This is a genomic window from Cuneatibacter caecimuris (genome assembly GCF_004216775.1).
In the GTDB taxonomy this organism is placed as follows: domain Bacteria; phylum Bacillota; class Clostridia; order Lachnospirales; family Lachnospiraceae; genus Cuneatibacter; species Cuneatibacter caecimuris.
This window is the reverse complement of record NZ_SGXF01000001.1, coordinates 516,296-537,494: the sequence shown is the minus strand read 5'-3', so window position 1 is coordinate 537,494 and position 21,199 is coordinate 516,296. Positions and strand designations below refer to the sequence as shown.

Genomic DNA, 21,199 nt, shown 5'->3' with positions numbered 1-21,199 from the left:
TATCCTCTTCCAGGTGATAATCGCATTCTTTCGTGAAACAATTCTATTATATAGTATTTCATACCAGATGACAAGACATAAATCTTCACAAAATTTATTGAACCGTGTTAAAACCATAAAATTTCCTGATCCCGTCCAGGCGGGAAGTCATATTTTCGAAAAGCGCGTCGGTCAGGACAAGGGCGGCCATGGCCTCAATGACTGGGACGGCTCTGGGCACGATTACCGGGTCGTGGCGGCCTTTAATTTGAATTTCCACAGGCTCCCCGTTTTTGGAGACGGTTTTCTGGGGAGAGGAAATAGAGGGAGTAGGTTTTACGGCTGCGCGGAGCAGTATTCTGCTGCCGTCGCTGATACCGCCAAGGATTCCTCCCGAATGGTTGGTCTCTTTGGAGATTTTTCCGTCTGTGAGGCGGAATGGGTCATTGTTTATGGATCCTGAAGAAGCTGCGGCAGCAAATCCATCGCCGATTTCCACACCTTTGACTGCGCCTACGGACATCAATGCTTTTGCCAGATTGGCGTCCAGTTTTTCAAAAGCAGGCGCGCCAAGACCGGCAGGTACTCCGTCAATGCGGCATTCGATGATTCCTCCTGCGGAGTCGCATTTCGCCATCTGTTCCCGGAGAAATTCCTGAGCAGCCTCGGCTGCTGCGCTGTCTGGCATGCGAAGAGGGTTTTGCTCGATCTGAGCTTCTTCAAATCTTGAAAAGTCGATGGATACAGGACCGATGGAAACAGTGTACGCCAGAACTCTTATGCCCAGAGAAACAAGCAGTTTCCGTGCCACAGCGCCTGCGGCGACACGGCCTATGGTCTCCCTGCCGGAAGAACGTCCGCCGCCTCTGTAATCCCGGAATCCATACTTTGCATCATAACCGAAATCTGCATGCCCCGGCCTGTAATAAGAAGAAATTTCACTGTAGTCTGCAGATCTGTGGTCCTGATTGCGGACCAGCAGGGAAATGGGCGTCCCTGTGGTCAGTCCCTCAAAAATACCGGAGAGGATTTCCACTTGGTCTCCCTCCGCGCGCTGGGTGGTAAACCGGCTCTGTCCCGGACGCCTCCGGTCCAGGTCCTTTTGGATATCAGATTCCGCAAGGGGAAGCCCTGCGGGGCAGCCGTCAATCACCACGCCGATACCGGCGCCGTGAGATTCTCCCCAGGTTGTTATTTTGAAATATGTGCCGAATGTAGAACCTGCCATGAAGAGGTCCTCCTTTCATCTGTCTGATGCCATGGGTAAAAATACTCTGTTATTATAACGTTAAATTACCTGCGCTGACAAGGTTTTTTTATTTTAGTATGGGAAACCGCGTTCTCTATGCCATAATCCTTCCGGCGCGCCGCAAACGGACTTCTTTTTCATTGAAATCAGGGCAAAATCGTGATATCATGGATAAGAAGTTTTGCCTTGTAAATGAGGAGGGCATATGAGAAGAAAATCATGGAAAATCAGGGCTGTATTCTGCGCTGTGCTGGCAGCTGCCGGGCTGGCCGCCGGGCCTGCGGTTCCAACCTGGGCCGCGGTAGCTCCTGAGGTCAGCGCCCAGGGATATGTGATCCTGGACGCGGATACGGGCAGAATGATCACGGGGGAGCAGGAGAACGCCAGATTCTATCCTGCCAGCACCACAAAGGTGCTGACGGCGCTGGTGGTTCTGGAACACGCGGAAAATCTGGAGGCCCCGGTGACTTTTTCCCATACCGCAGTCACAGATCTGGCTGAGCCCAGCTCCACCATGGAACCCAGGGGGCGGGAGGGGGAGCAGATGCCGCTGGAGGATGTGCTGTACGGGCTGATTCTGAATTCCGGGAATGAATGCGCCAATGCCCTGGCGGAGTATGTGTCAGGTTCCACAGAGGCGTTTGCGGCTCTGATGAATGAACGGGCGGAACAGATCGGCGCGTCAGGCAGCAATTTTGTTAATGCCCATGGGCTTTTTGAAGCTGAGCATTACAGTACGCCTTATGATATGGGGCTGATTTTCCGGGAGGCCATGAAAAATGACACTTTCCGTAAGATTGATACTACCCGGGAATACCAGGCGGCAGCGACGAACCTGTCTCCGGAAAGAACGATGGAGATGGGGCACAGGATGGTTCACGGAGATATTGCCTGCGAAGGCGTGATCGCTGGAAAAACCGGCCTGACAGATGAAGGAGGCCGCACTCTGATTACAGAAGCAGAAAGGGGCGGAGTCCGGCTGATCGTGGTGATCATGCAGGCTGAGGAAGAAGAATTTTATAATGATACCGCTAAACTTCTGGATTATGGATATCAGCTGCTGGCGGAGGAAACCGCCGCTCAGGCGACGCAGGCACAGAGCCCGGCAAATTCTGAAACTGCCGCAGCCGGCGGAGACGGAAGTATCCCGGCATCCGGTGCGGCAGAGGAAGGAGAGACTGCCGGAGAGGAAGGGCTGCCGCCGGAGACGGGAAACGTTCCGGTGACCGCTGCAGAGAACCAGGAGGTTCTGGCGGATATCGTGATCGTTCTGACAGCCGCGTGCTGCGCGCTGCTGCTGGTAGGGACAATTTTCTGTGTTACTTATATGATCATACTGAGAAAAAGATAACAGAAGGAGACGGGCAGATGAAGCGATACAGAAAACAAATGATTGCAGCCGGAATCCTGCTGGCAGTGATACTGGCAGGAAACCTGCTGGCCAGGAAGACAGACTGGTTTGGGGAGTGGTATGCGGTTACGGTTTATCCATGGTTTGTGGAGTCTGCGGCCAGGATTTCCAACCTGGTTCCCACCTCTCTGATTGAGCTGGCCCTGTACGGCGGCGTTCTGCTTCTGGTTTTTCTTCTGGTGCGCAGCGTTGTGCGGCTGGTGAAAAGAAAGACTTCCATCGGCAGGGCGCTGGCGAACGGGGCCTGGGGGCTACTGCTGGCCGCGCTGTCGCTTTTGGCGGTGGAAACGCTGACCTGCGGCATCAATTACTACCGGGATGAATTTTCAAAGGTCAGCGACCTGACGGTGGAAGAGAGCACCGCTGAAGATCTGGAAGGGCTGTGCCGGAGGCTTTTGGCGGAAGTCAATGAAGCGGCCGCTGATTTGCAGCGGGACGCAAAGGGGTTCTGCGTGCTGGATTTTGATGCGGAGCAGGAGGCGAGGGAGGCCATGAAAAAGCTGGGAGAGCAGTTCCCGGCCCTGGACGGCTATTATCCCAGGCCCAAGAAAATCCTGACATCAGCAGCATTATCTTATCAAAAGCTGGCTGGAGTGTATTCTGCATTTACCATTGAGGCAAACTATAACCGGGATATGCCGGATTATGAAAAGCCTTCCACCATGTGCCATGAACTTTCACATCTGAGGGGATTCATGCGGGAGGATGAAGCAAATTATATTGCTTACCTGGCCTGCATGGGATCTGAAAATGCGGCGTTCCGCTATAGCGGCAGCATGATGGCCTTTGTATACGCCACCAATGCGCTGTATCCGGAAAATGAAGAAGCCTATTGGGAGATCCGGGAATCCCTTCGGGAAGAGGTAAAGGCGGAGTGGGGAGCAGCCGGGAAATGGTGGGCTCAATTTGACGGCCCTGTGGCAGAGGCTTATGATAAAGGAGCTGACACTTTCCTGAAAGCCAACGGCCAGACGGACGGTACGAAGAGCTATGGGCGTATGGTGGATCTGCTGCTGGCGGATTACAGAAAGCAGCAGAGACAGGCTGAATAAGAAAGAACAGGAGAAACGGCACTGCGATGATACGATTGGCAAGATATTTGAAATATTTTAAAAAGCAGGTTGTGATTGGGCCTGCGTTTAAACTGGGAGAGGCAGTATTTGAACTCATTGTGCCCCTGGTGATGGCACGGATTATAGATGTGGGAATCAGAAATCAGGATACGGGATATATTCTGCGCATGGGCGGTCTGATGGTGGCGCTTGGGCTGATGGGTCTTTGCTTTGCGCTGATCTGTCAGTACAGTGCGGCCAAAGCGTCCCAGGGCGTGGGCACAATGCTGCGGGACGATCTGTTCCGCCATCTCAATCAACTGTCCCATGGAGAGCTGGATAAGATAGGGACCAATTCCATGATTACCAGAGTCACCAATGATGTAAACCAGATACAGCTGGCGGTGGCTATGCTCATCCGTCTGGTGGTGCGGGCGCCGTTTCTGGTGGTAGGCGCCATTATCATGTCCATGATGCTGGATTTGAAGCTGTCACTGATTTTTCTGGCCGTGGCCCCGCTGGTGGCCCTGGTGCTCTATGCAGTCATGAGCCGGTCTATTCCCTTTTACCGTGTGCGGCAGAAACGCCTGGACAGGATTTCCCTGATTACCCGGGAAAACCTCTCCGGCGTCCGGGTAGTCCGGGCATTTGCAAAGCAGCAGAAAGAAGAAGAACGGTTTGAAGAGGCCAACCAGGAGCTGACTGACCTGGTGGTGCGGGTGGGAAAACTCAGCGCAGTGCTCAATCCCGCCACTTTCCTGATCATGAATACAGCGATTCTGTTGATTATTTATTTTGGCGGATACCGGGTGCTGGACGGTGCGATGACCCAGGGAGAGGTCTATGCCATGGTCAATTATATGACGCAGATTTCCCTTGCCCTGGTGGTTGTGGCAAATCTTGTAGTGATATTTACGAAAGCCAGCGCATCTGCGGCCAGGATCAATGAAATTTTTGATATCCGGCCAGGAATGAAAGAGGGTGAGCTGCAGCCGGGACAGATCCGCCCAGTGCCCGGAGCCCCCAGAATAGAATTTGATCATGTTTCTTTTGCTTATCCGGGAGGGGAAAAGGACAGCAGCAAGGATGCTCTTTCTGATGCTGTGTTTTCTGTCAGGCCCGGCGAGACGCTGGGAATTATCGGCGGCACCGGGTCCGGCAAGACAACTCTCGTGAACCTGATTCCCCGTTTTTATGAAGCTACAAAAGGGCAGGTGCTGGTGGATGGGATTCCGGTTCAGGATTATTCTTTCAAAGCGCTGCGCCGGCAGATCGGCATTGTGCCCCAGAAGGCAGTGCTGTTTTACGGGACCATACGGGATAACCTGCGCTGGGGGAATGAAGACGCGCCTCAGGAGGTGCTGGAGTGGGCGGCAAAGACAGCTCAGGCCCAGGATTTTATCAGGCAGCAGAACAAAGGCTATGATACGTTGGTCCTGCAGGGAGCCAAAAACTTTTCCGGAGGCCAGAAACAGCGGCTGACGATAGCCAGAGCGCTGGCTGCACAGCCGAAAATTCTGATTCTGGACGATTCTTCCAGCGCCCTGGATTACGCTACAGACGCCAGACTGCGCCAGGCGCTGAAAGACGAGTGCCGGGATATGACGGTAGTCATCGTTTCCCAGCGGACAAGTTCCATTCGCCATGCAGATCAGATTCTGGTTCTGGACGACGGAAAAATTGTGGGTAAAGGTACGCATGAAGAGCTGCTAAAGGATTGTAAGGAATACAGGGAAATTTGTGAATCTCAGGAAAGCAGCGGAGAGGAGGTCAAGTGATGGGACTGAACGACAGTAAAAGTACATCATCTGAAGTGATGGGCAGGCTTCTGTCCCTGACAAAGCCTTACCGCAGATATTGGATTATGGCAGTGGCCAGCGCCCTGATCGGAGTTGGAATGTCCCTTCTGATCCCGGTCCTGATCGGCGACGCCATCAATTATGTAGTGGGGCCGGGAGATGTGGATTTTGCGGCGATCCTTCCGGTGCTGGCCTGGATGGGCGCGGCGATTCTGGTGAGTTCGCTGTTTCAGTGGCTGATGACCTACTGCACCAACAAGCTGTCATTCTACAGCATCCGGGATCTCCGCCTGCAGGCTTTTGGAAAACTGCAGAAGGTGCCGCTAAAATATATTGACAGCAACTCTCATGGAGACCTGATCCAGGCCATGGTGGATGATGTGGACCGGATTTCGGACGGGCTGCTGCAGGGATTTACCCAGCTGTTCACCGGAGTGGTCACCATCCTGGGAACCCTTTTGTTCATGCTGAGCATTAATGTGACCATTGCTTTGGTGGTGGTGGTGCTGACTCCGCTGTCCTTCTTTGTGGCGTCTTTTATTTCCAGGAGGACCTACAGCAAATTTAAAGAGCAGTCCGCCATCCGCGGAGAACTGACGGGATTTGTGGAGGAGATGCTGGGAAATCAGAAAGTGGTGAAAACTTTCTGCTATGAGGACAGGGCTGTGGAAAAGTTCAGCGCTATGAACGAGCAGCTGAACCAGGTGGGTGTGATGGCGCAGTTTTACTCGTCCCTGACCAATCCCTGCACGCGTTTTGTAAATGGGGTGGTTTATGCGGCAGTAGGAATTATCGGCGCTGTCAGCGCAGTCCGGGGGAACCTGAATGTGGGGCAGCTTAACAGTTTTCTGATTTATGCCAACCAGTACACGAAACCATTTAATGAAATTTCCGGAGTGATCACAGAGCTGCAGGCAGCGCTGGCTGCGGCGCGCCGGGTATTTTCTGTGATCGACCAGGAGACGGAGCCTTCAGACTACGGTCTGGCGGAACAGGTGCGCTGCGACGGCACAGTTGATATAGAAAATGTTGCGTTTTCCTATGTGCCGGAAAGACCGCTGATCGAGAATCTGAATTTGAATATCCGCGCCGGAGAAAGGGTGGCGGTAGTAGGGCCCACCGGCTGTGGTAAAACTACAATTATCAATTTGCTGATGCGGTTTTATGATGTGGACCGGGGAGCCATCCGGCTGAATGGAGTGGACGTCCGGGAGATGAAGCGGAAAACCCTGCGCAGCATGTACGGAATGGTGCTGCAGGAAACCTGGCTGTTTCGCGGGACAGTCCGGGATAATATCAAATATGGCCGGGAGGACGCCACGGAAGAAGAGATGGTTGCTGCTGCAAAGGCCGCCTATGCCCATAATTTTATCAAGCGCCTTCCGGAGGGATATGAGACCATGATCACGGAGGACGGAGGAAATCTTTCCGCAGGACAGAAGCAGCTTCTGTGCATCGCCCGGGTGATGCTGACACGGCCGCCCATGCTGATCCTGGATGAAGCCACCAGTAATATTGATACGCTGACGGAGATCCGTGTACAGAAGGCTTTTGAAAAGCTGATGGAAGGGCGCACCAGCTTTGTGGTGGCCCACCGTCTGTCAACGATTCAGGAATCTGACTGTATTCTGGTCATGGATGCAGGACATATCATTGAGCAGGGTACTCATGAAGAGCTGCTGGCAAAAGGGGGCTTTTATGCGGACCTGTACCAGAGCCAGTTCGCGGTGAGCCGATAGGAGGGAGTTTGTGGATAGGATGTTTTGGCTGGCTGTTGAAGCCGGGGAAACCCAGGCCGCAGAGGAACTGAAACAGAATGTGAGCGCCTTGTGGAAAGCTGTGGAAAGCCAGCTGCCCGCTCTGGGAAAATTCGCCTGGCATGTATTCCTTGCCATTCTATTTTGGTTTGTGGGGAAACGGCTGATTGCCTGGGCTATGAAACTGCTTCAGAAATACTTTGATAAAAGAGGTACGGAAATCAGCGTCCGCAAATTCATGGAAATGCTGGTGCGCTGGGTGCTGTACGCGCTGCTGATTTTTCAGATCATCAGCCTGCTGGGAGTCAACACTGCTTCTATTATCGCGCTGCTGGGCTCCGCAGGGCTGGCAGTTGGCCTGGCGGTGCAGGGAAGTCTGGCAAATTTCGCTGGAGGCGTTCTGATTCTGGTGCTGAAGCCCTTCGCGGTGGGAGATTATATTGTGGACAAGTCAGGCGTGGAAGGAACCGTGACCATGATCGGCTTGTTTTATACGAAGCTGTCCACAGTGGACAACAAACAGGTGACGGTGCCCAACGGGGATCTGGCCAACGGTACGATCACTAATGTAGCCGCTCAGGAAAACCGGAGAATCGTGATTAAAGTGGGCATCAGCTATGGAGCGGATCTGAAAAAAGCCAAAGAAATCATGTACCAGATCATGACAGAGCGGGAAAAAGTGCTGCAGGACCAGGAAAAAATGGTAGTAGTAAATTCCCTGGACGAGAGCTGCGTCACTCTGCTGGGAAGAGTCTGGGTCAGGACAGAGGATTACTGGCCGGAATACTGGAGCATGATGGAAGAAGTGAAACTGGCCTTTGACGAGGCCGGCATTGAAATACCTTATAATCAGCTGGACGTGCATATCCGGCAGGAAAGCCGGGAGAAGGAGGAGCAATGATAACAGTAAATCAGGAGACAGAAACGAAGGATCTGGGAGGCGGCGTTACCAGGAAAGTGCTGTCCTACAGCAAAAATTTAATGGCCTGCGAGCTGAAATTCGCAAAAGGGGCGGTGGGGGCCCTCCATTCCCATCCCCATGAGCAGATCGGCTATGTGGTCAGCGGCTCCTTTGAAGTGGAGGAAGCAGGCCAGGAAAAGAAAATAGTGCGCACAGGAGATACTTATTACATGGCCCCTGATATAGAGCACGGCGTGGTCGCCCTGGAAGACTCTGTGCTGCTGGACATTTTCACCCCCGTACGGGAAGATTTTCTATAAAAGACAGAATCCAGAAAAAGCCCAGGCAGGGAGGCGGCAGAAAAAACGCAGGAGGGTATAGCCAAGAATTGGCATGGACCCTCCTGCGTTTCTTCTGCCGCCTCCCCGCGACTCTCCTTCATTGCATCCCCCAAATAATCAATTCCTCTAATTCCGCCCGCATCTTCTCCAGCCTTGCAGAACTCCCCTTCAGTGCCACCACCATATTTTCCGGCCTGATCAGCTTCTTCAGCAGCCCCTCCATGTCCGAAACAGTGACAGCTTCATAAGCTTTCCGGCGTTCAGGAATGCTCCGATAGGATTCCTGCAGGATATGGCATTCATAAGCCATACTCCAGTTCAGGTCCTCTACGTCGTCCAGCAGCATCCCCGCATTATAAGTATAAGGAGCGCGCACCCGGTCCAGTCCGTCTGTCAGCCCTGACCGGAGGCGGTTCAGCAGGCCGGAGAGCTGGCGGACAGATTCCAGGAGGTTCCGCTGAGAAACTTCATACTGGAAATACAGGCTTCCCACGTTGCAGAAGCGTTCAAAGCGGGCGTCATAACTGTAAATCAGCCCTGTTTTTTCGGAGAGTTCCTGAAACAAAAGACAGGATTCCCCGGAAAACAGCACATCATACAGAAGATCCAGCATTGCGTTGGAGCAGCCGTCAGCATCTACATCAAAGGAAACCCTGACAAAACAGTATTGGCTGTGTTTGATATGGACGGAAGGCTTTCTGGAATACATTTCCGCAGGAACTGGAGCCAGATTCAGCCTGGATTTGCCGTGAGGCAGAGAAAGTGCCTCAAGCCCTGCCAGAAGCGGAGCAAGGGAATCCTGATCTGCACAGCCGGTTACATAGAAAAAAAGATTGTCCGTTGTCAGCAGCTGTTCCTGAAAGGCGGACAAGCGCTTCAGAGTGGTCCTGTTCAGTACGGAAGGGGTTCCTGCAATGCTCTGGGCTACAGGAGACCCGGCCCATACGATTTGATTGCTGAAATATTCCAATGACCGCCGTTCATCTTCTTCCCGGATTTCTGCTTTTACTCTCCGGCGTTCCGTGTCCAAAAGCGAGGCCGGAAGGGCTAAGGGAGAGAAGACCAGCAGCATCAGGCGGATGGCTTCCTCCAGAAAGACAGGGGAGCCGGTGATTTTCAGCTGTACAAATTCACGATAGGTACATCCGGTAAAATCCAGCCCCATCCGGTCCAGACGCTGGTATAAGGTATTGTCCAGCAGATGATTCAGCTTACGGAACACCATATGTTCCCAGAAATGTGTAATTCCATTTTCTTCCGGCCTCTCATACAGAGCGCCGCCCTTGATGTACAGAGCCAGACAGAAGCTGTGCAGGCAGGGATTGGAATAAAGATAAACAGGAACGCCGCCTGCGCTCAGGCAATGTTCCTGTCCCATAAAGTCTACTTTCTGCATTTTCCGGAAATCTCCTCAATTTTAATTTTCCAGACAGCCGTACGGGAGGACGAAACAGCAAATTCATTTTCAAAGGCGTCCATATTGCCGGGACAGTAGCGTTGGCACAAAAGCTTCAGGGCGGCCCGCTTTTCCGACAGATCAGTAACCTCCTGTGCGGAACCGGCGATCATGGCAGATTCATAGGAAGTAGTGAACTGGCAGGTATGGGGGCGGACGCCGCGCACGCAGCAGATGTGTACCCGGGGATGATGGTGCAGGCAGTCGGTTTTCCTGCCTTTCATGGCGGAATGGAAGTAGAGAGCAGCTCCGTCCCTGACAGCGGAAACCGGCACGCTGTAAGGCGCGCCGTCTTCGCCGGTCATGGATATTACCGCAAAATCACAGGTGTCAGCCACTTCTTCCGCAAAGGCGCGGTCCATTTCTCTGTCTTTTCTTCTCATGACGATCCTCCTTCGGGGGATTGTTTAATCTTTCAGATATTCCAGATACTTTTCAAGAACCCGGCGCATAGCTTCCGGTCCCGGGGCCCCGTCGGTAACACGTTTTTCCACGCAGGTTTTCATACTGATCGCTTCATAAATATCTTTCTCAAATACAGAACTGGCTGCCTGAAATTCTTCCAGAGACAGATCGTCCAGGGCGCAGCCCTTTTCAATACAGGTCAGGACCAGGTTCCCGATGATTCCATGGGCATCCCGGAAAGGAACGCCCCTGTTTACCAGATAATCCGCCGCGTCAGTAGCATTTGTAAATCCTTTTTTGGCGCTGGATTCCATTACTGCCCGATTGAAGCGGGTAGTGGCGATCATTCCGGTAAACAGCTGGATGCAGCCTTTTGTGGTATCAATGGCGTCAAAGGCCATTTCTTTATCCTCCTGCATATCCTTATTATAAGCCAGAGGGATTCCCTTCATGGTGGTGAGCAGGGAGACGAGAGCGCCATAGACCCTGCCGGTTTTGCCTCTGACCAGTTCTGCGATATCAGGGTTCTTTTTCTGGGGCATGATGCTGCTGCCGGTGCTGTACGCATCATCCAACTCAACAAAACGGTATTCATTGGAATTCCAGAGGATGATTTCCTCGGAAAAACGGCTGAGGTGCATCATGACTGTGGACAGAGCGGACAGAAGCTCGATCAGATAGTCCCTGTCTGCCACAGAATCCATGCTGTTTTGGGTGGGACCGTCAAATCCCAGCAGAGCAGCAGTGTATTCCCTGTCCAGAGGATAGGTGGTGCCCGCCAGCGCCCCTGCCCCCAGAGGGCAGGTATTCATTCTGCGGGCAATATCCTGCAGGCGGCTTCTGTCCCGCCGGAACATTTCAAAATATGCTCCTATATGGTGGGCCAGGGTGATGGGCTGGGCCTTCTGCAGATGCGTGAAACCGGGCATGCAGGTGTCCAGGTTTTCTTCCATAATATGATACAGCGCCTGCAGAAGATTTTTCAGAAGGCCGTCCAGCAGCCGGATTTCCTCCCTGGCGTACAGCTTCATGTCCAGAGCCACCTGATCGTTCCTGCTTCGGCCGGTATGAAGCCTTTTTCCTGCTTCTCCGATCCGCTCTGTAAGCGTGGCTTCCACAAAGCTGTGGATATCTTCAAAGCTCTCATCTATTTCCAGCGAGCCGGATTCCAGATCATCTCTGATGCCGGTCAGGCCGCCTATGATGGCGTCCCGGTCTTCCCGGGATAGAATTCCCTGCTTTGCCAGCATAGTCACATGAGCGATACTGCCCTCAATATCCTGCCGCCAGAACCGCTGGTCAAAGGAGATAGAAGCGTTGAAGTCCTGCACCAGCTGGTCAGTTTCTTTGGTAAAACGTCCGCCCCATAGTTTCATCTTCAGATTTCTCCTTCCTGTTTATCTGTTTGGTCATCCTCATCTAATACCAGAGTTTCAATCACCACATCGCTGTCTTCCTCATCGGGAAAGAAAGGAGAGGGATTGTCTTTCTCAATGGTGTATTCCTGTTCCGGAGCAGTATCCTGCTCTTCTTCCATAGCAGTATCTGCCTCATTTTCAATCATGAAGACTGCGCCGGAATCCTCCGGCAATTCTTCCGGTACAGTTTCTGGTTCAGGGCCGGAGGAAGCCGGAAGGGGAGCGGCGCTGGTATCGCCGGCTGAATCAAGGTTTTCCTGGCTGCCTTCCTCAGTATCCTCCTCATCATGCCAGATTCTGGGATGATCCTTGCGGTAGTTATCCAGAAGCCTGCGGAGGGCATAGAGCGCGAACAGCAGAAGCAGGCTGACGCCGGTGATCACCAGGCCGATATTCAGGCCGTTCGGGTAGTAAATCAGTTCGATGGTATGGGTGCCAGGAGTGAGCGGCAGGCTGATCATCATATCAGCAAAAGTTTCCACCGGCACTTCCACGCCGTCAACCTTGGCGGTCCAGCAGTCTTTCTCATAGGGGATGCTGGTCAGCAGCATGGTATCGGTGCCTTCTGCGGTAACTTGCCCTGCCACATAGCCGTCCCGGTATTCCGTAACCTTCAGCTGATTGTCCGCCAGCTTTTCATAAGCTCTTGCATAGGCGTCTTCATTGAGCACATAAGCGGACGCGCTGACAGATGTGGCATTTTCATCTTTATTCGTAAGCGTGATCATTTCCCCGGCTTTGCAGAAACCCGCGTCCGCCAGAAAACCGCGGTCTATATCATTATAATCCTTGCTGAAGCCGTCATGGCTGACAGAAATCTTTTTTGCTGAATTCTGAGTATAAATAAATACCCTGCCGTCCACATCAGGAGTGATATAGCTGGTTTTACCCTGGCTGGTCACGTTGGAAACAGGCATAAACACATTGGAAACACCGGTGATCGCCTGAATCAATTCATTCTGGTTTTCCTGGGGAATGCTGCTGGAACCGGTCCAGAGCTCATTCAGATTCCCGGGAACCATAAAACCTACGGACAAAGGATACTGGTTTTCATACAGATAGACCGTGGCGGAATTCTTCTCCGTCAGAGAGCCTCTGGAATCCACGAATTTCAGGAAACTGTCGTCTGTATCCAGTTCTGTGTTGGAAAGAACGTAATCTACGGCAAACAGGGACCACATAAAAGGAGTGGCGCCGCTGTAGCTGTAGGAATTGGTGGAACCTTCCAGGCCAAGCTTTTTAAAGTAAGTGGTCATACCGGCCTGGGCCACGGAGGAAAACAGGGAAATGGAAGGATAGCCCATCCAGGCACCATCGTTCTTGGTGCGGCGGTCCTGTTTTGCTACGCGGAAGAAGTTGTCGCCCTGTTCGCTGTAGGCGATTTCCATCAGTTCCTCCACAGACTGGTCATACTGAAGATAGCCGCTGCGGCTAACGGTAGTCACGCTGGTTACGCTGGTGTTGACAGCAGCTTCCACTGCCACCAGGGTCATGCACAGGATGATCAGCGTGGCTTTCTGCAGGGAACCTCTCCGCCACAGATAGGCCAGAAGGCCGTATATTGCGACTAAGATGGCGCTGAGATAATAAACATGCCATTTGAAGTCATCCTGGGTGATCAGTTTTTCCGCCAGGAAAATGAAGCCCAGAGCGATCCATACCGCTCCCACAATCTGCTTCAGGCTCCGCTCCCGGATGCCCTCCAGGCCACGGTAAGCCATGAGCAGCACCAGGAAGATGTATACAAAAGACTGGCGGCAGGGCAGGGAATTGGGATAGTGGAACCCGTGCCAGATAAAGTTCAGCACATTCAGGCTGAAGCTGAGATAGAAAAACAGGATCAGCACAAAAAATACGGCCTTTTCTTTCCAACTGTACTTTTTGTTCATGATATACAGAGGGATCAGGAAAAGCACTGCCACGCCGCAATATATATTGGGCCAGTGGTCCAGTCCCAGATGCACTTCCACATTCACCATATGGCGGGCGATCATATCAAACACAGAGAAGTAGGAGGTGAAGGTGCTGGGGAAGGAAAAATTGCCGGATGCAGTGAGCTGCAGGGCACAGATCTCCGGGAGCAGCACGCAGGCCGCCAGGCCGCCGGCCAGCAGGGAATACAGGCCGAAGGACAAAAGTTTCCGCAAATAATTGGTGTGCACCAGCCGTTCTGCCTGGGTTCCGTCTTCCAGCGTAACCATCTTTCTCTGCCTGGGAGGCAGCAGCACGATTTTCGCCACGAACAGCAGTACCAGGGAAATGCAGATCATGATAGAAATATAATAGTTGGAGAGGATGGAGAGCCCCAGAGTGATGCAGTACAGAAATGGCTTGTCCTCCTCGATCAGCCTGTCAAGCCCCAGCATGATCAGCGGGAAAAGAAGAATGCAGTCCAGCCACATAATGTTCCAGCTGTAGGCTGCCAGATAACCGGACAGAGCATAGAAAATGCCAAAAAACGCTATACTGATATTTTTCGTTTTCTGGCGCCTGCTGAGATAATAAGCGAAGGTCAGGCCGCAGAGGCCGATCTTCAGAACGATCATATAGGTCATAAATTCAATGACCAGACCCTGGGGGCAGAGGATCAGCAGCCAGTTCAGGGGGCTTGCCAGATAATAGGCATACAGAGCTGTGAAATTGATGCCGCCGCCGATCTGAAAGGTGTAAAGCAGACTGGTATGGTCTGACAGCTTGGATTTAAATTCATTGAAAAAGGGGGCATACTGATGATACATATCCGTGCGCAGAAAACTTCTGTCCCCGAAAGGGAAAATTCCCCGTTCAATAAAAATCCCGATCATGATCAGGATTGGGATCAGGAACGCGCAGAGAAAGGGCGCAGCCTCCTTCCAGTTGACACGGCGAAAAGAAAACCTCCGTCCGCTCCGTTCTGTTTGTTTCATGCCTTACCTCCTGTACTTTCTTTTTTTGGTTTGAAAATTAATTTGCTGGCAAAGTAATTCATTATCATTACAAATACGTTGGACGCCAGTTTGGAGATCCCTTCGTGGAAATGGCATACATCCACGGCCACCACCATGAAACCTGTATCGAAGGCCAGAGACAGAGCACGGGCTGTGAGAAAAGGGATCAGTTCTTTATATAATGTCTGCAGAGACCAGCTGGTGCTGAGGAACACAAATACTTTGTTCACCCAGAACGCAAAAATCACTGCAGTGACCCAGGCCAGGATATTGGATACCAGCACGCTGAGATCCATAGCCCGGAAAACAAAATAGCTGACATAATTTACAATGGTGGTCAGCACACCGCAGATGATATAGGTGATGATTTCATAGGTAAGAAGCTTCTGAAAAAAGGGATATTCCAGAAGCTTTTTCGTAATTTTCCAGTTCTGTATCCAGCGGATTAACCGCAGATTACAGATTTTTTCCTTCATCTGTACGTTCCTCCTCCAGGTTAGTCTGTTTCAGAATATAAATGGGCCGGTTCTTTGTCTCCATATAAATTCTGGAGATGTATTCGCCCAGAATGCCTACAGAAAATTCAATAATTCCTCCCAGGAACAGCACGGCTGACAGCGTGGTCACATATCCGGGCACAGCGATGCCGAAAATCAGGGTCTGAATCAGCGTAATCACAATATAAACAAAGGCGATCAGGGAAATAATGAGGCCCAGAGCGGAAACCATGCGCAGAGGAGCCACCGAAAAAGAGGTGATACCGTCAATTGCATATTTAAACAATCCCCAGAAACTCCACTTTGTGGCGCCCCCGGCCCTCTCCACATTTTCATAAGGCAGCCACTTGGTTTCAAAACCAACCCACATAAATATTCCCTTTGAAAAACGCTGTACTTCTGACAGCTTCAGAATCGCCTGAACCATCCGCCGGCTCATCATACGGAAATCCACCGCCCCATATGCCATTTTGACGTCGCTCATCCGGTTGCTCAATTTATAAAACTGCCGTGAAAAAAAACTCCGTATCCGGGATTCCCCCTTACGGCTGCTGCGGCGCGCCGCCACACAGTCAAAACCTTCCTCCACACCTGCAATCATATCAGGGATCATAGCCGGAGGATGCTGGAGATCCGCGTCCATTACCACCACATAATCCGCATCCGCATGGCAGAGCCCGGCATACATGGCCGCCTCTTTGCCGAAATTCCTGGAAAAGGACAGATATTTCACCTCAGGGTGGGAGGCCGCCAGTTCCTTTATCACAGACAGGGTCTTGTCCCGGCTGCCGTCGTCCACCAAGAGATAGCGGAAGGAGTAGCCTGATATCTGCCTCACTACTTTGTCGGTTTCCTGATAGAAAATCCTCAGTACATCTTCTTCATTATAACATGGAACTACAAGATCAATCGTTTTCATTGGTTTTCCTCCAAACATCTCCTATTGTATTATAGACAGGCCAAAATGTAAATGACAAAAATCTGCCCAAAAGAAGTTTATAGGAAAAAAATCTGGGGATTCTGTGACAAACAATATAAAATGTGTTATACTCCATACATCGGCCCTTTATCCGGCCGCCGTATGGAATCAAATGGAATCCGGCCCGCCGGAGGAATGATAGAATGCAGGTGAATTATGAATCAAAAAGAAAGAGAAGAGGCTTTTCGCAAAAACGCCCCGCAGGACAAGCTGACAGAAGAACGGCGCAGGGAACTGCGCAGGCTGCGGGAGGAACGGCGAAAGCGGGAAAAGCGCCGCAGGTTTATAGGATATGGTTTGATGTTGGTAATGGCTGCCGCCGCGGTTGGCCTGGTGGTGCTGATCAGCAGTACCGTTGGTTCATTGGTGTCCAGAGGAAAAGAAAAACACCCGGATGCGGGAAGCACTGCGGAGGTGGTGACGCTGCCGGTGAATGCGTCGGCTGCCGCCTCTGTGGATGCTTCCGGAGAAGAAACACCGGCGGAGACGGAAGAGGAACCCCAAAATAAATTGACTGACGGCCCTCCATGGGCGAAGGTGGATTATCTGACTCCCAATCCGTATTCCCGGCCGGGGACTGCGCTTCCGGAAATTAAAAATATTGTGATTCACTACGTGGGGAATCCCAACACTACAGCTCAGGCGAACAGAGACTATTTTGAACAGCTGAAAAATAATACGGGCACTTCGGCCAGCTCACATTTTGTGGTGGGGCTGGAAGGGGAAGTAGTCCAGTGTGTGCCGCTGAACGAGGTGGCTTATGCGACAAAATGGAGAAACGTGGATACGATTTCCATTGAAGTATGCCACCCGGACGCGGAAGGAAAGTTTAATGAGAAAACTTATAACGGACTGATACGGCTGACCGCCTGGCTGTGCAGGCAGTACGGGCTGACAGGAAACGATCTGCTGCGCCATTTTGATGTAACACAGAAAAAGTGCCCGCTGTACTATGTGGATCATCCGGAAGCCTGGGAACAGCTGAAGCAGGATGTGAATACTTATCTGCAGTCAGGGCAGGAGTGAGGGGGGGAGGTAACGAAGATGACGGAGAATTATCAGAAATATTATATCGTTGTGTCTATTGTTTATGTGGCCCTGGGTCTGGTGCTGCTGATCTTGCCGGAAACCTCTCTGAGAATCGTAGCTTACGCTCTGGCAGGAATCCTTATTTTCTGGGGATTTCCCAGACTGTTCCGGTATTGTACTGCAAAAACAGTGGATTTTGGCAGGATGGATCTGGTGATTGGCCTGTCTGCGGTTCTTCTCGGCGCATTTATTATTTTTGCGCCGGAGTTTCTGATGAACGCGATGCCGCTGGCTCTGGGGGTATATATGCTTTTGGACGCGCTGATGAAGCTGCAGAATGCTATTGACTTGTACCGGCTGAGGAAAAATCCCTGGGCCTGGGCCCTGGGGATGGCGGGCGTATTGCTGGCCATGGGGCTTTTGCTGATCTGGGACCCTTTCTCAAAAGAGGAACCCTGGAGGGTGCGTTTGATCGGGATCTGCCTGGTGGTTCAGGGCGTCATTAATCTGTTTGTGAATATCTGGATGGGGAAGGCGGCAAAAGAGGCGGAAAAAGGGTACGGCCTTCCTGAAGTAAAGAAGAACGGAATTGATTGAGACCGGGCAAATAAAAAACTCTTCTGGAATCTGTCTGCTGTGTGCAGTCATTTTCCGGAAGAGTTTTTTTTAGGAAAGTTCCTTTTCCCTGGCATAGTTCAGGATGATTCCATCAGAATGGCTGACTCAGGGGAAGGAGTTTCCCAGTGGGTCCAGTATCGCGCGCCAGGCCCAGGCCAGCCGTTCTGCGGACCAGCCTGCATTCGCTGGGCTGGTAGAGGGGAGACGGAGGGCTTCTCTTCCTGTGACAGGGCTGCAGTAACGGTTGTATAGCCTGGAGGCGGTGGAACCATTTGTAAAAATCTGCCGGATGGGCGCGGCCTTGAGAATGCGGTTCAGGTCATTGGGCGCCACATCCCGGATAGAATTGTCGCTGGAACCTTCAATACGGCAGGAGGCGATTACATCCCATAAAGCGATATGGCGGCGCAGCAGCAATTCTTTCTTATCAGACACTGTGGATGGAAGGGCCTCCCCTAAAACGGCTGAAAGCGTCTTCCAGAAACGGTTCTGGGGATGGCCGTAGAAAAAGTTCTCTTCTCTTGATTTTACGGAAGGGAAAGACCCCAGGATCAAAATCCTGGAGGCATTATCCCAAACCGGTGGTATTTCATGGAAAACATGTTCCATATTAATTCTCAGGCTGCATCAGCAGCGCTGCCAGGAAAGCCAGCGCCAGACCCTGGCCCCACCCCTGCGTCCAGCTTCTGGGCACATTGCGGTAGCCTTCCAGATCTTTCATTACAGCTGTTCCTCCGGAAACATTCAGCACCCGTCCATCCTCGGTAATATTATCCAGCACTCCGGACAGAGCCTTCTGCACATATTTTGTATGCAGAGGGTTGCCGTTGTTAATCATGGCAGCGGCAATACCGCAGGAAGCAGAGACTTCTTCATAAGACTGCGGATCATCCAGCACGGTACGCCACAGGCCGTTTTCTGTCTGAAGCAGCTTGACGCTGGCCAGCTGGTCCCGTAGAGAACATTCAATATCCATACAGGCGGGATACAGGTACCAGTCGCTCAGCAGCTTCTTCACTCTGGACATGGTGTAGGCGCCCCAGGCATTGGCGCGGCCCCAATGGATGCCGGACATATGGCTTTTCTGGACGTTGCTGTATCCATGGAACCACAGGCCGCTGGCAGGCTCCTGAAGATATTTGATATGCCAGTAATACTGTTTTAATGCGTCGTTGATGATATCCTCGTCTTTTAGCTTCACGCCTACCCGCAGCAGAAAATAGGCGGCCATAAAAAGAGTATCCGCCCAGCACTGTTCAGGAAAATCATTTTTGGATGAAACGGTGTGCTGCAGCACACTGTCACCGAAGCGGAGCGCACGGGTGCGCAGGTAATCCACCTTCTCCATTACAATGTCCCAGTACTTTTCCTGGCCGGTCACTTCGTAGAGCGTGATCAGCATATGTCCCATGGCGCAGGCGTTTACGTTCCATCCGGGCAGCCCCAGAGCAATATATTCATCTGTCCAGCCTGCCAGCCAGTCGATATATTCCTGTTTTCCGGTGGCTTCATAGGCCTTTGTGATGCCATAGTAAGCTACGCCGCAGGGCCAGTCCCAGGTAAGATCCATGGTCATGGTTTTAGTGGATACACTGTCCAGCACATCCAGCAGATGCTGGCGGTCAAAATTAATCTTCATAGTATTTTTTTCTCCTTTTGTGTTTTATTTTCGTTTACGAACTTATAATCTATATTATAAAGTAGGAATGAGAAATCGGCAAGTGTTTCTACATGGAAAATAAAAAAATACACCATTTCGGAAAAAAATTCAAAAAAGGACTTTACAAAATATGCACAATGTAATATAATACAGGACATAAGAGTTATGTGCATAATATCCAGTGCACAATTCTGGAAATCCGGGATTAGATAAAATAATCCAAGATTTTCAAATATAAAGGAGGAGAGTTTTATGAGAAGATTCAAAAAAGCGCTGTCCGTATCTGTAGCGGCAGCAATGGCTGTATCCATGATGGCATGCGGAAGCACACCGTCCGATACCACCACCGCAGCGCCTCAGGGCGGAGACAAGACCACAGAGGCAGCCACTACAAAGAGCGGCGGCGAGGCGGAGACCACGAAGAGCGCAGCATCCGGCGATAAGATCAAGATGCGTGTTTCCTGGTGGGGCAGCCAGACCAGAACAGACAGAACCATGGAAGTTCTGAATGCTTACGGAGAGAAGAACAATATCGAATTTGATTATCAGTTCTATCAGTGGGACGATTACTGGACCACAATGTCCGGTTTCACCACCAACAACGCCCTGCCGGATATTATGCAGCAGGACTACGCGTACATAGGGCCTTACGTGGACAAGGGGCTGCTGGTTGACATGAACCAGTACAAGGATGTAATGGAACTGGATAAGGTCGATGAGAGCATCCTGAGTTCCGGCAACATTTACGGCAAGGGACTGTACGGAATGTCTCTGGGAACCAACGTTCTGTGCGTGATTTATAACAAGACTGTATATGAGCAGGCAGGCGTTGATATGCCTACCAACGACTGGACCTGGGACGAGTGGGTATCTTCCGTGAAGACCATCTATGAAAAGACCGGCGTTCATTCCGATATCCCGTTCATCTCGGATCCCAAGTGGCTGATCGAGTACATCTCCCGCAGCTTTGGCGAGACGCTGTACAACGAAGACGGAACCGGTTTCGGATTCACGGATAAGACCATCGACGCTTATAAGAAGTGTCTGGCAGATATCAAGGAAATGGTGGATTCCGGCGCGCTGGTTGACCCTGCTGTGCAGGTTACCTGGAAGGCGAACGAGGACGGCGACATTGTGAAGGGCAAATCTGCAAGCGCATGGACCTATTCCAACTTCTATGTAGATTATCAGGGCATCCTGGAAAAGAACGCTCCCGATAATGAACTGGATCTGGTTCTGATGCCTAAGATTGACGGCGCGACAGAGAAGGGCAACTATCTGAAGCCTTCCCAGTTCTTCTCTATCACCAAGGATTCCAAGTACCCTGAAGAGGCTGCCAAGGTGATCAGCTATTTCGTAACAGATGTGGATGCCAACAAGATCCTGCTGGCAGAGCGCGGCGTTCCGGTAAGCCAGTCCGTACGTGACGCCCTGAAGTCTTCCGTTGATCCGAAACAGGCATATACATTTGACTTCATCTCCAGCGTTGGCGAGTACTGCAGAGCGATTGACAATCCTGAACCGAAGGTTGCAGCAGAAGTAATCAACGCATTCAAGGACGGCTATCACTCCGTTCTGTACGGCGAGACGACTCCTGACGAGGCATGGGAAACATTTGAAAATGATGCGGCCCTGATCTTCGGTTAATGCATGAACTGATTGCGGGAAATGCGGGGGTTCGCCTCCGCATTTCTTCTGATAGGATTGGAAACTAGGAGGTA

18 protein-coding genes are annotated in these 21,199 nt (G+C 51.6%); 9 read left to right on the top strand and 9 right to left on the bottom strand.

Annotated features, from left to right (window positions below; genetic code table 11):
• Window positions 1-94 precede the first annotated feature (94 nt).
• Window positions 95-1,207 carry a chorismate synthase gene (gene aroC, locus EV209_RS02545; protein ID WP_130432744.1) on the bottom strand — a complete coding sequence of 371 codons (1,113 nt, stop codon included), beginning with the start codon at window positions 1,205-1,207 and terminating at the stop codon, window positions 95-97.
• A 226-nt stretch (window positions 1,208-1,433) separates the two neighbouring features.
• Here aroC and EV209_RS02540 point away from each other — a divergent pair, with 226 nt between their 5' ends.
• From EV209_RS02540 to EV209_RS02515, 6 genes are read left to right on the top strand one after another with little or no spacing between them, the layout of a single operon-like run.
• Window positions 1,434-2,579, top strand: a complete 1,146-nt coding sequence (locus EV209_RS02540) for a D-alanyl-D-alanine carboxypeptidase family protein (RefSeq protein ID WP_130432742.1) — start codon at window positions 1,434-1,436, stop codon at window positions 2,577-2,579.
• 17 nt (window positions 2,580-2,596) lie between these two features.
• Entirely contained in the window at window positions 2,597-3,691 is a 1,095-nt protein-coding gene (locus EV209_RS02535) for a DUF3810 domain-containing protein (protein ID WP_130432740.1), read from the top strand.
• 26 nt (window positions 3,692-3,717) lie between these two features.
• Window positions 3,718-5,469: an ABC transporter ATP-binding protein gene (locus EV209_RS02530; RefSeq protein WP_130432738.1), complete on the top strand. Its 1,752-nt coding sequence runs from the start codon at window positions 3,718-3,720 to the stop codon at window positions 5,467-5,469.
• The gene (locus tag EV209_RS02525) at window positions 5,469-7,229 is read left to right on the top strand and encodes an ABC transporter ATP-binding protein (RefSeq protein ID WP_130432736.1); all 1,761 of its coding nucleotides are present in this window, start codon (window positions 5,469-5,471) and stop codon (window positions 7,227-7,229) included. Before EV209_RS02530 ends, EV209_RS02525 begins: the two co-directional genes overlap by 1 nt.
• A 19-nt stretch (window positions 7,230-7,248) precedes the next feature.
• The gene (locus EV209_RS02520; protein WP_130434135.1) at window positions 7,249-8,148 is read left to right on the top strand and encodes a mechanosensitive ion channel family protein; all 900 of its coding nucleotides are present in this window, start codon (window positions 7,249-7,251) and stop codon (window positions 8,146-8,148) included.
• Window positions 8,145-8,468 carry a cupin domain-containing protein gene (locus tag EV209_RS02515; RefSeq protein ID WP_130432734.1) on the top strand — a complete coding sequence of 108 codons (324 nt, stop codon included), beginning with the start codon at window positions 8,145-8,147 and terminating at the stop codon, window positions 8,466-8,468. The genes EV209_RS02520 and EV209_RS02515 overlap by 4 nt, the downstream gene beginning before the upstream one ends.
• Before the next feature lie 118 nt (window positions 8,469-8,586).
• Here EV209_RS02515 and EV209_RS02510 read toward each other — a convergent pair whose 3' ends face one another.
• From EV209_RS02510 to EV209_RS02485, 6 genes are read right to left on the bottom strand one after another with little or no spacing between them, the layout of a single operon-like run.
• A complete protein-coding gene (locus tag EV209_RS02510; RefSeq protein WP_130432732.1) occupies window positions 8,587-9,885 on the bottom strand; it encodes a M16 family metallopeptidase in 1,299 nt (432 codons plus the stop codon).
• The gene (locus tag EV209_RS02505) at window positions 9,873-10,328 is read right to left on the bottom strand and encodes a pyridoxamine 5'-phosphate oxidase family protein (protein ID WP_130432730.1); all 456 of its coding nucleotides are present in this window, start codon (window positions 10,326-10,328) and stop codon (window positions 9,873-9,875) included. The genes EV209_RS02510 and EV209_RS02505 overlap by 13 nt, the downstream gene beginning before the upstream one ends.
• Before the next feature lie 24 nt (window positions 10,329-10,352).
• The gene (gene argH / locus EV209_RS02500) at window positions 10,353-11,726 is read right to left on the bottom strand and encodes an argininosuccinate lyase (protein ID WP_130432728.1); all 1,374 of its coding nucleotides are present in this window, start codon (window positions 11,724-11,726) and stop codon (window positions 10,353-10,355) included.
• 2 nt (window positions 11,727-11,728) lie between these two features.
• Window positions 11,729-14,674: a YfhO family protein gene (locus EV209_RS02495; protein ID WP_130432726.1), complete on the bottom strand. Its 2,946-nt coding sequence runs from the start codon at window positions 14,672-14,674 to the stop codon at window positions 11,729-11,731.
• Window positions 14,671-15,171: a GtrA family protein gene (locus EV209_RS02490; protein WP_130432724.1), complete on the bottom strand. Its 501-nt coding sequence runs from the start codon at window positions 15,169-15,171 to the stop codon at window positions 14,671-14,673. Before EV209_RS02490 ends, EV209_RS02495 begins: the two co-directional genes overlap by 4 nt.
• Window positions 15,152-16,111, bottom strand: coding sequence for a glycosyltransferase family 2 protein (locus EV209_RS02485; protein ID WP_130432722.1), 960 nt, complete (start codon window positions 16,109-16,111; stop codon window positions 15,152-15,154). The genes EV209_RS02490 and EV209_RS02485 overlap by 20 nt, the downstream gene beginning before the upstream one ends.
• Window positions 16,112-16,327: 216 nt before the next feature.
• Here EV209_RS02485 and EV209_RS02480 point away from each other — a divergent pair, with 216 nt between their 5' ends.
• Together EV209_RS02480 and EV209_RS02475 are read left to right on the top strand one after the other, a co-directional pair.
• Window positions 16,328-17,197, top strand: coding sequence for a peptidoglycan recognition protein family protein (locus EV209_RS02480; protein WP_243647475.1), 870 nt, complete (start codon window positions 16,328-16,330; stop codon window positions 17,195-17,197).
• An 18-nt stretch (window positions 17,198-17,215) separates the two neighbouring features.
• Complete coding sequence (locus tag EV209_RS02475) at window positions 17,216-17,797, top strand: HdeD family acid-resistance protein (RefSeq protein ID WP_130432720.1); 582 nt, start codon at window positions 17,216-17,218, stop codon at window positions 17,795-17,797.
• A 126-nt stretch (window positions 17,798-17,923) separates the two neighbouring features.
• On the opposite strand, the gene EV209_RS02470 is transcribed toward EV209_RS02475, so the two are convergent.
• Both EV209_RS02470 and EV209_RS02465 read right to left on the bottom strand, forming a co-directional pair.
• Window positions 17,924-18,427, bottom strand: a complete 504-nt coding sequence (locus EV209_RS02470) for a DNA-deoxyinosine glycosylase (protein WP_130432718.1) — start codon at window positions 18,425-18,427, stop codon at window positions 17,924-17,926.
• Between the two features lies 1 nt (window position 18,428).
• The gene (locus tag EV209_RS02465) at window positions 18,429-19,457 is read right to left on the bottom strand and encodes a glycoside hydrolase family 88/105 protein (protein WP_130432716.1); all 1,029 of its coding nucleotides are present in this window, start codon (window positions 19,455-19,457) and stop codon (window positions 18,429-18,431) included.
• 273 nt (window positions 19,458-19,730) lie between these two features.
• Between EV209_RS02465 and EV209_RS02460 the strand changes: the two genes are divergently transcribed.
• A complete protein-coding gene (locus EV209_RS02460) occupies window positions 19,731-21,125 on the top strand; it encodes an ABC transporter substrate-binding protein (protein WP_130432714.1) in 1,395 nt (464 codons plus the stop codon).
• Window positions 21,126-21,199 lie beyond the last annotated feature (74 nt).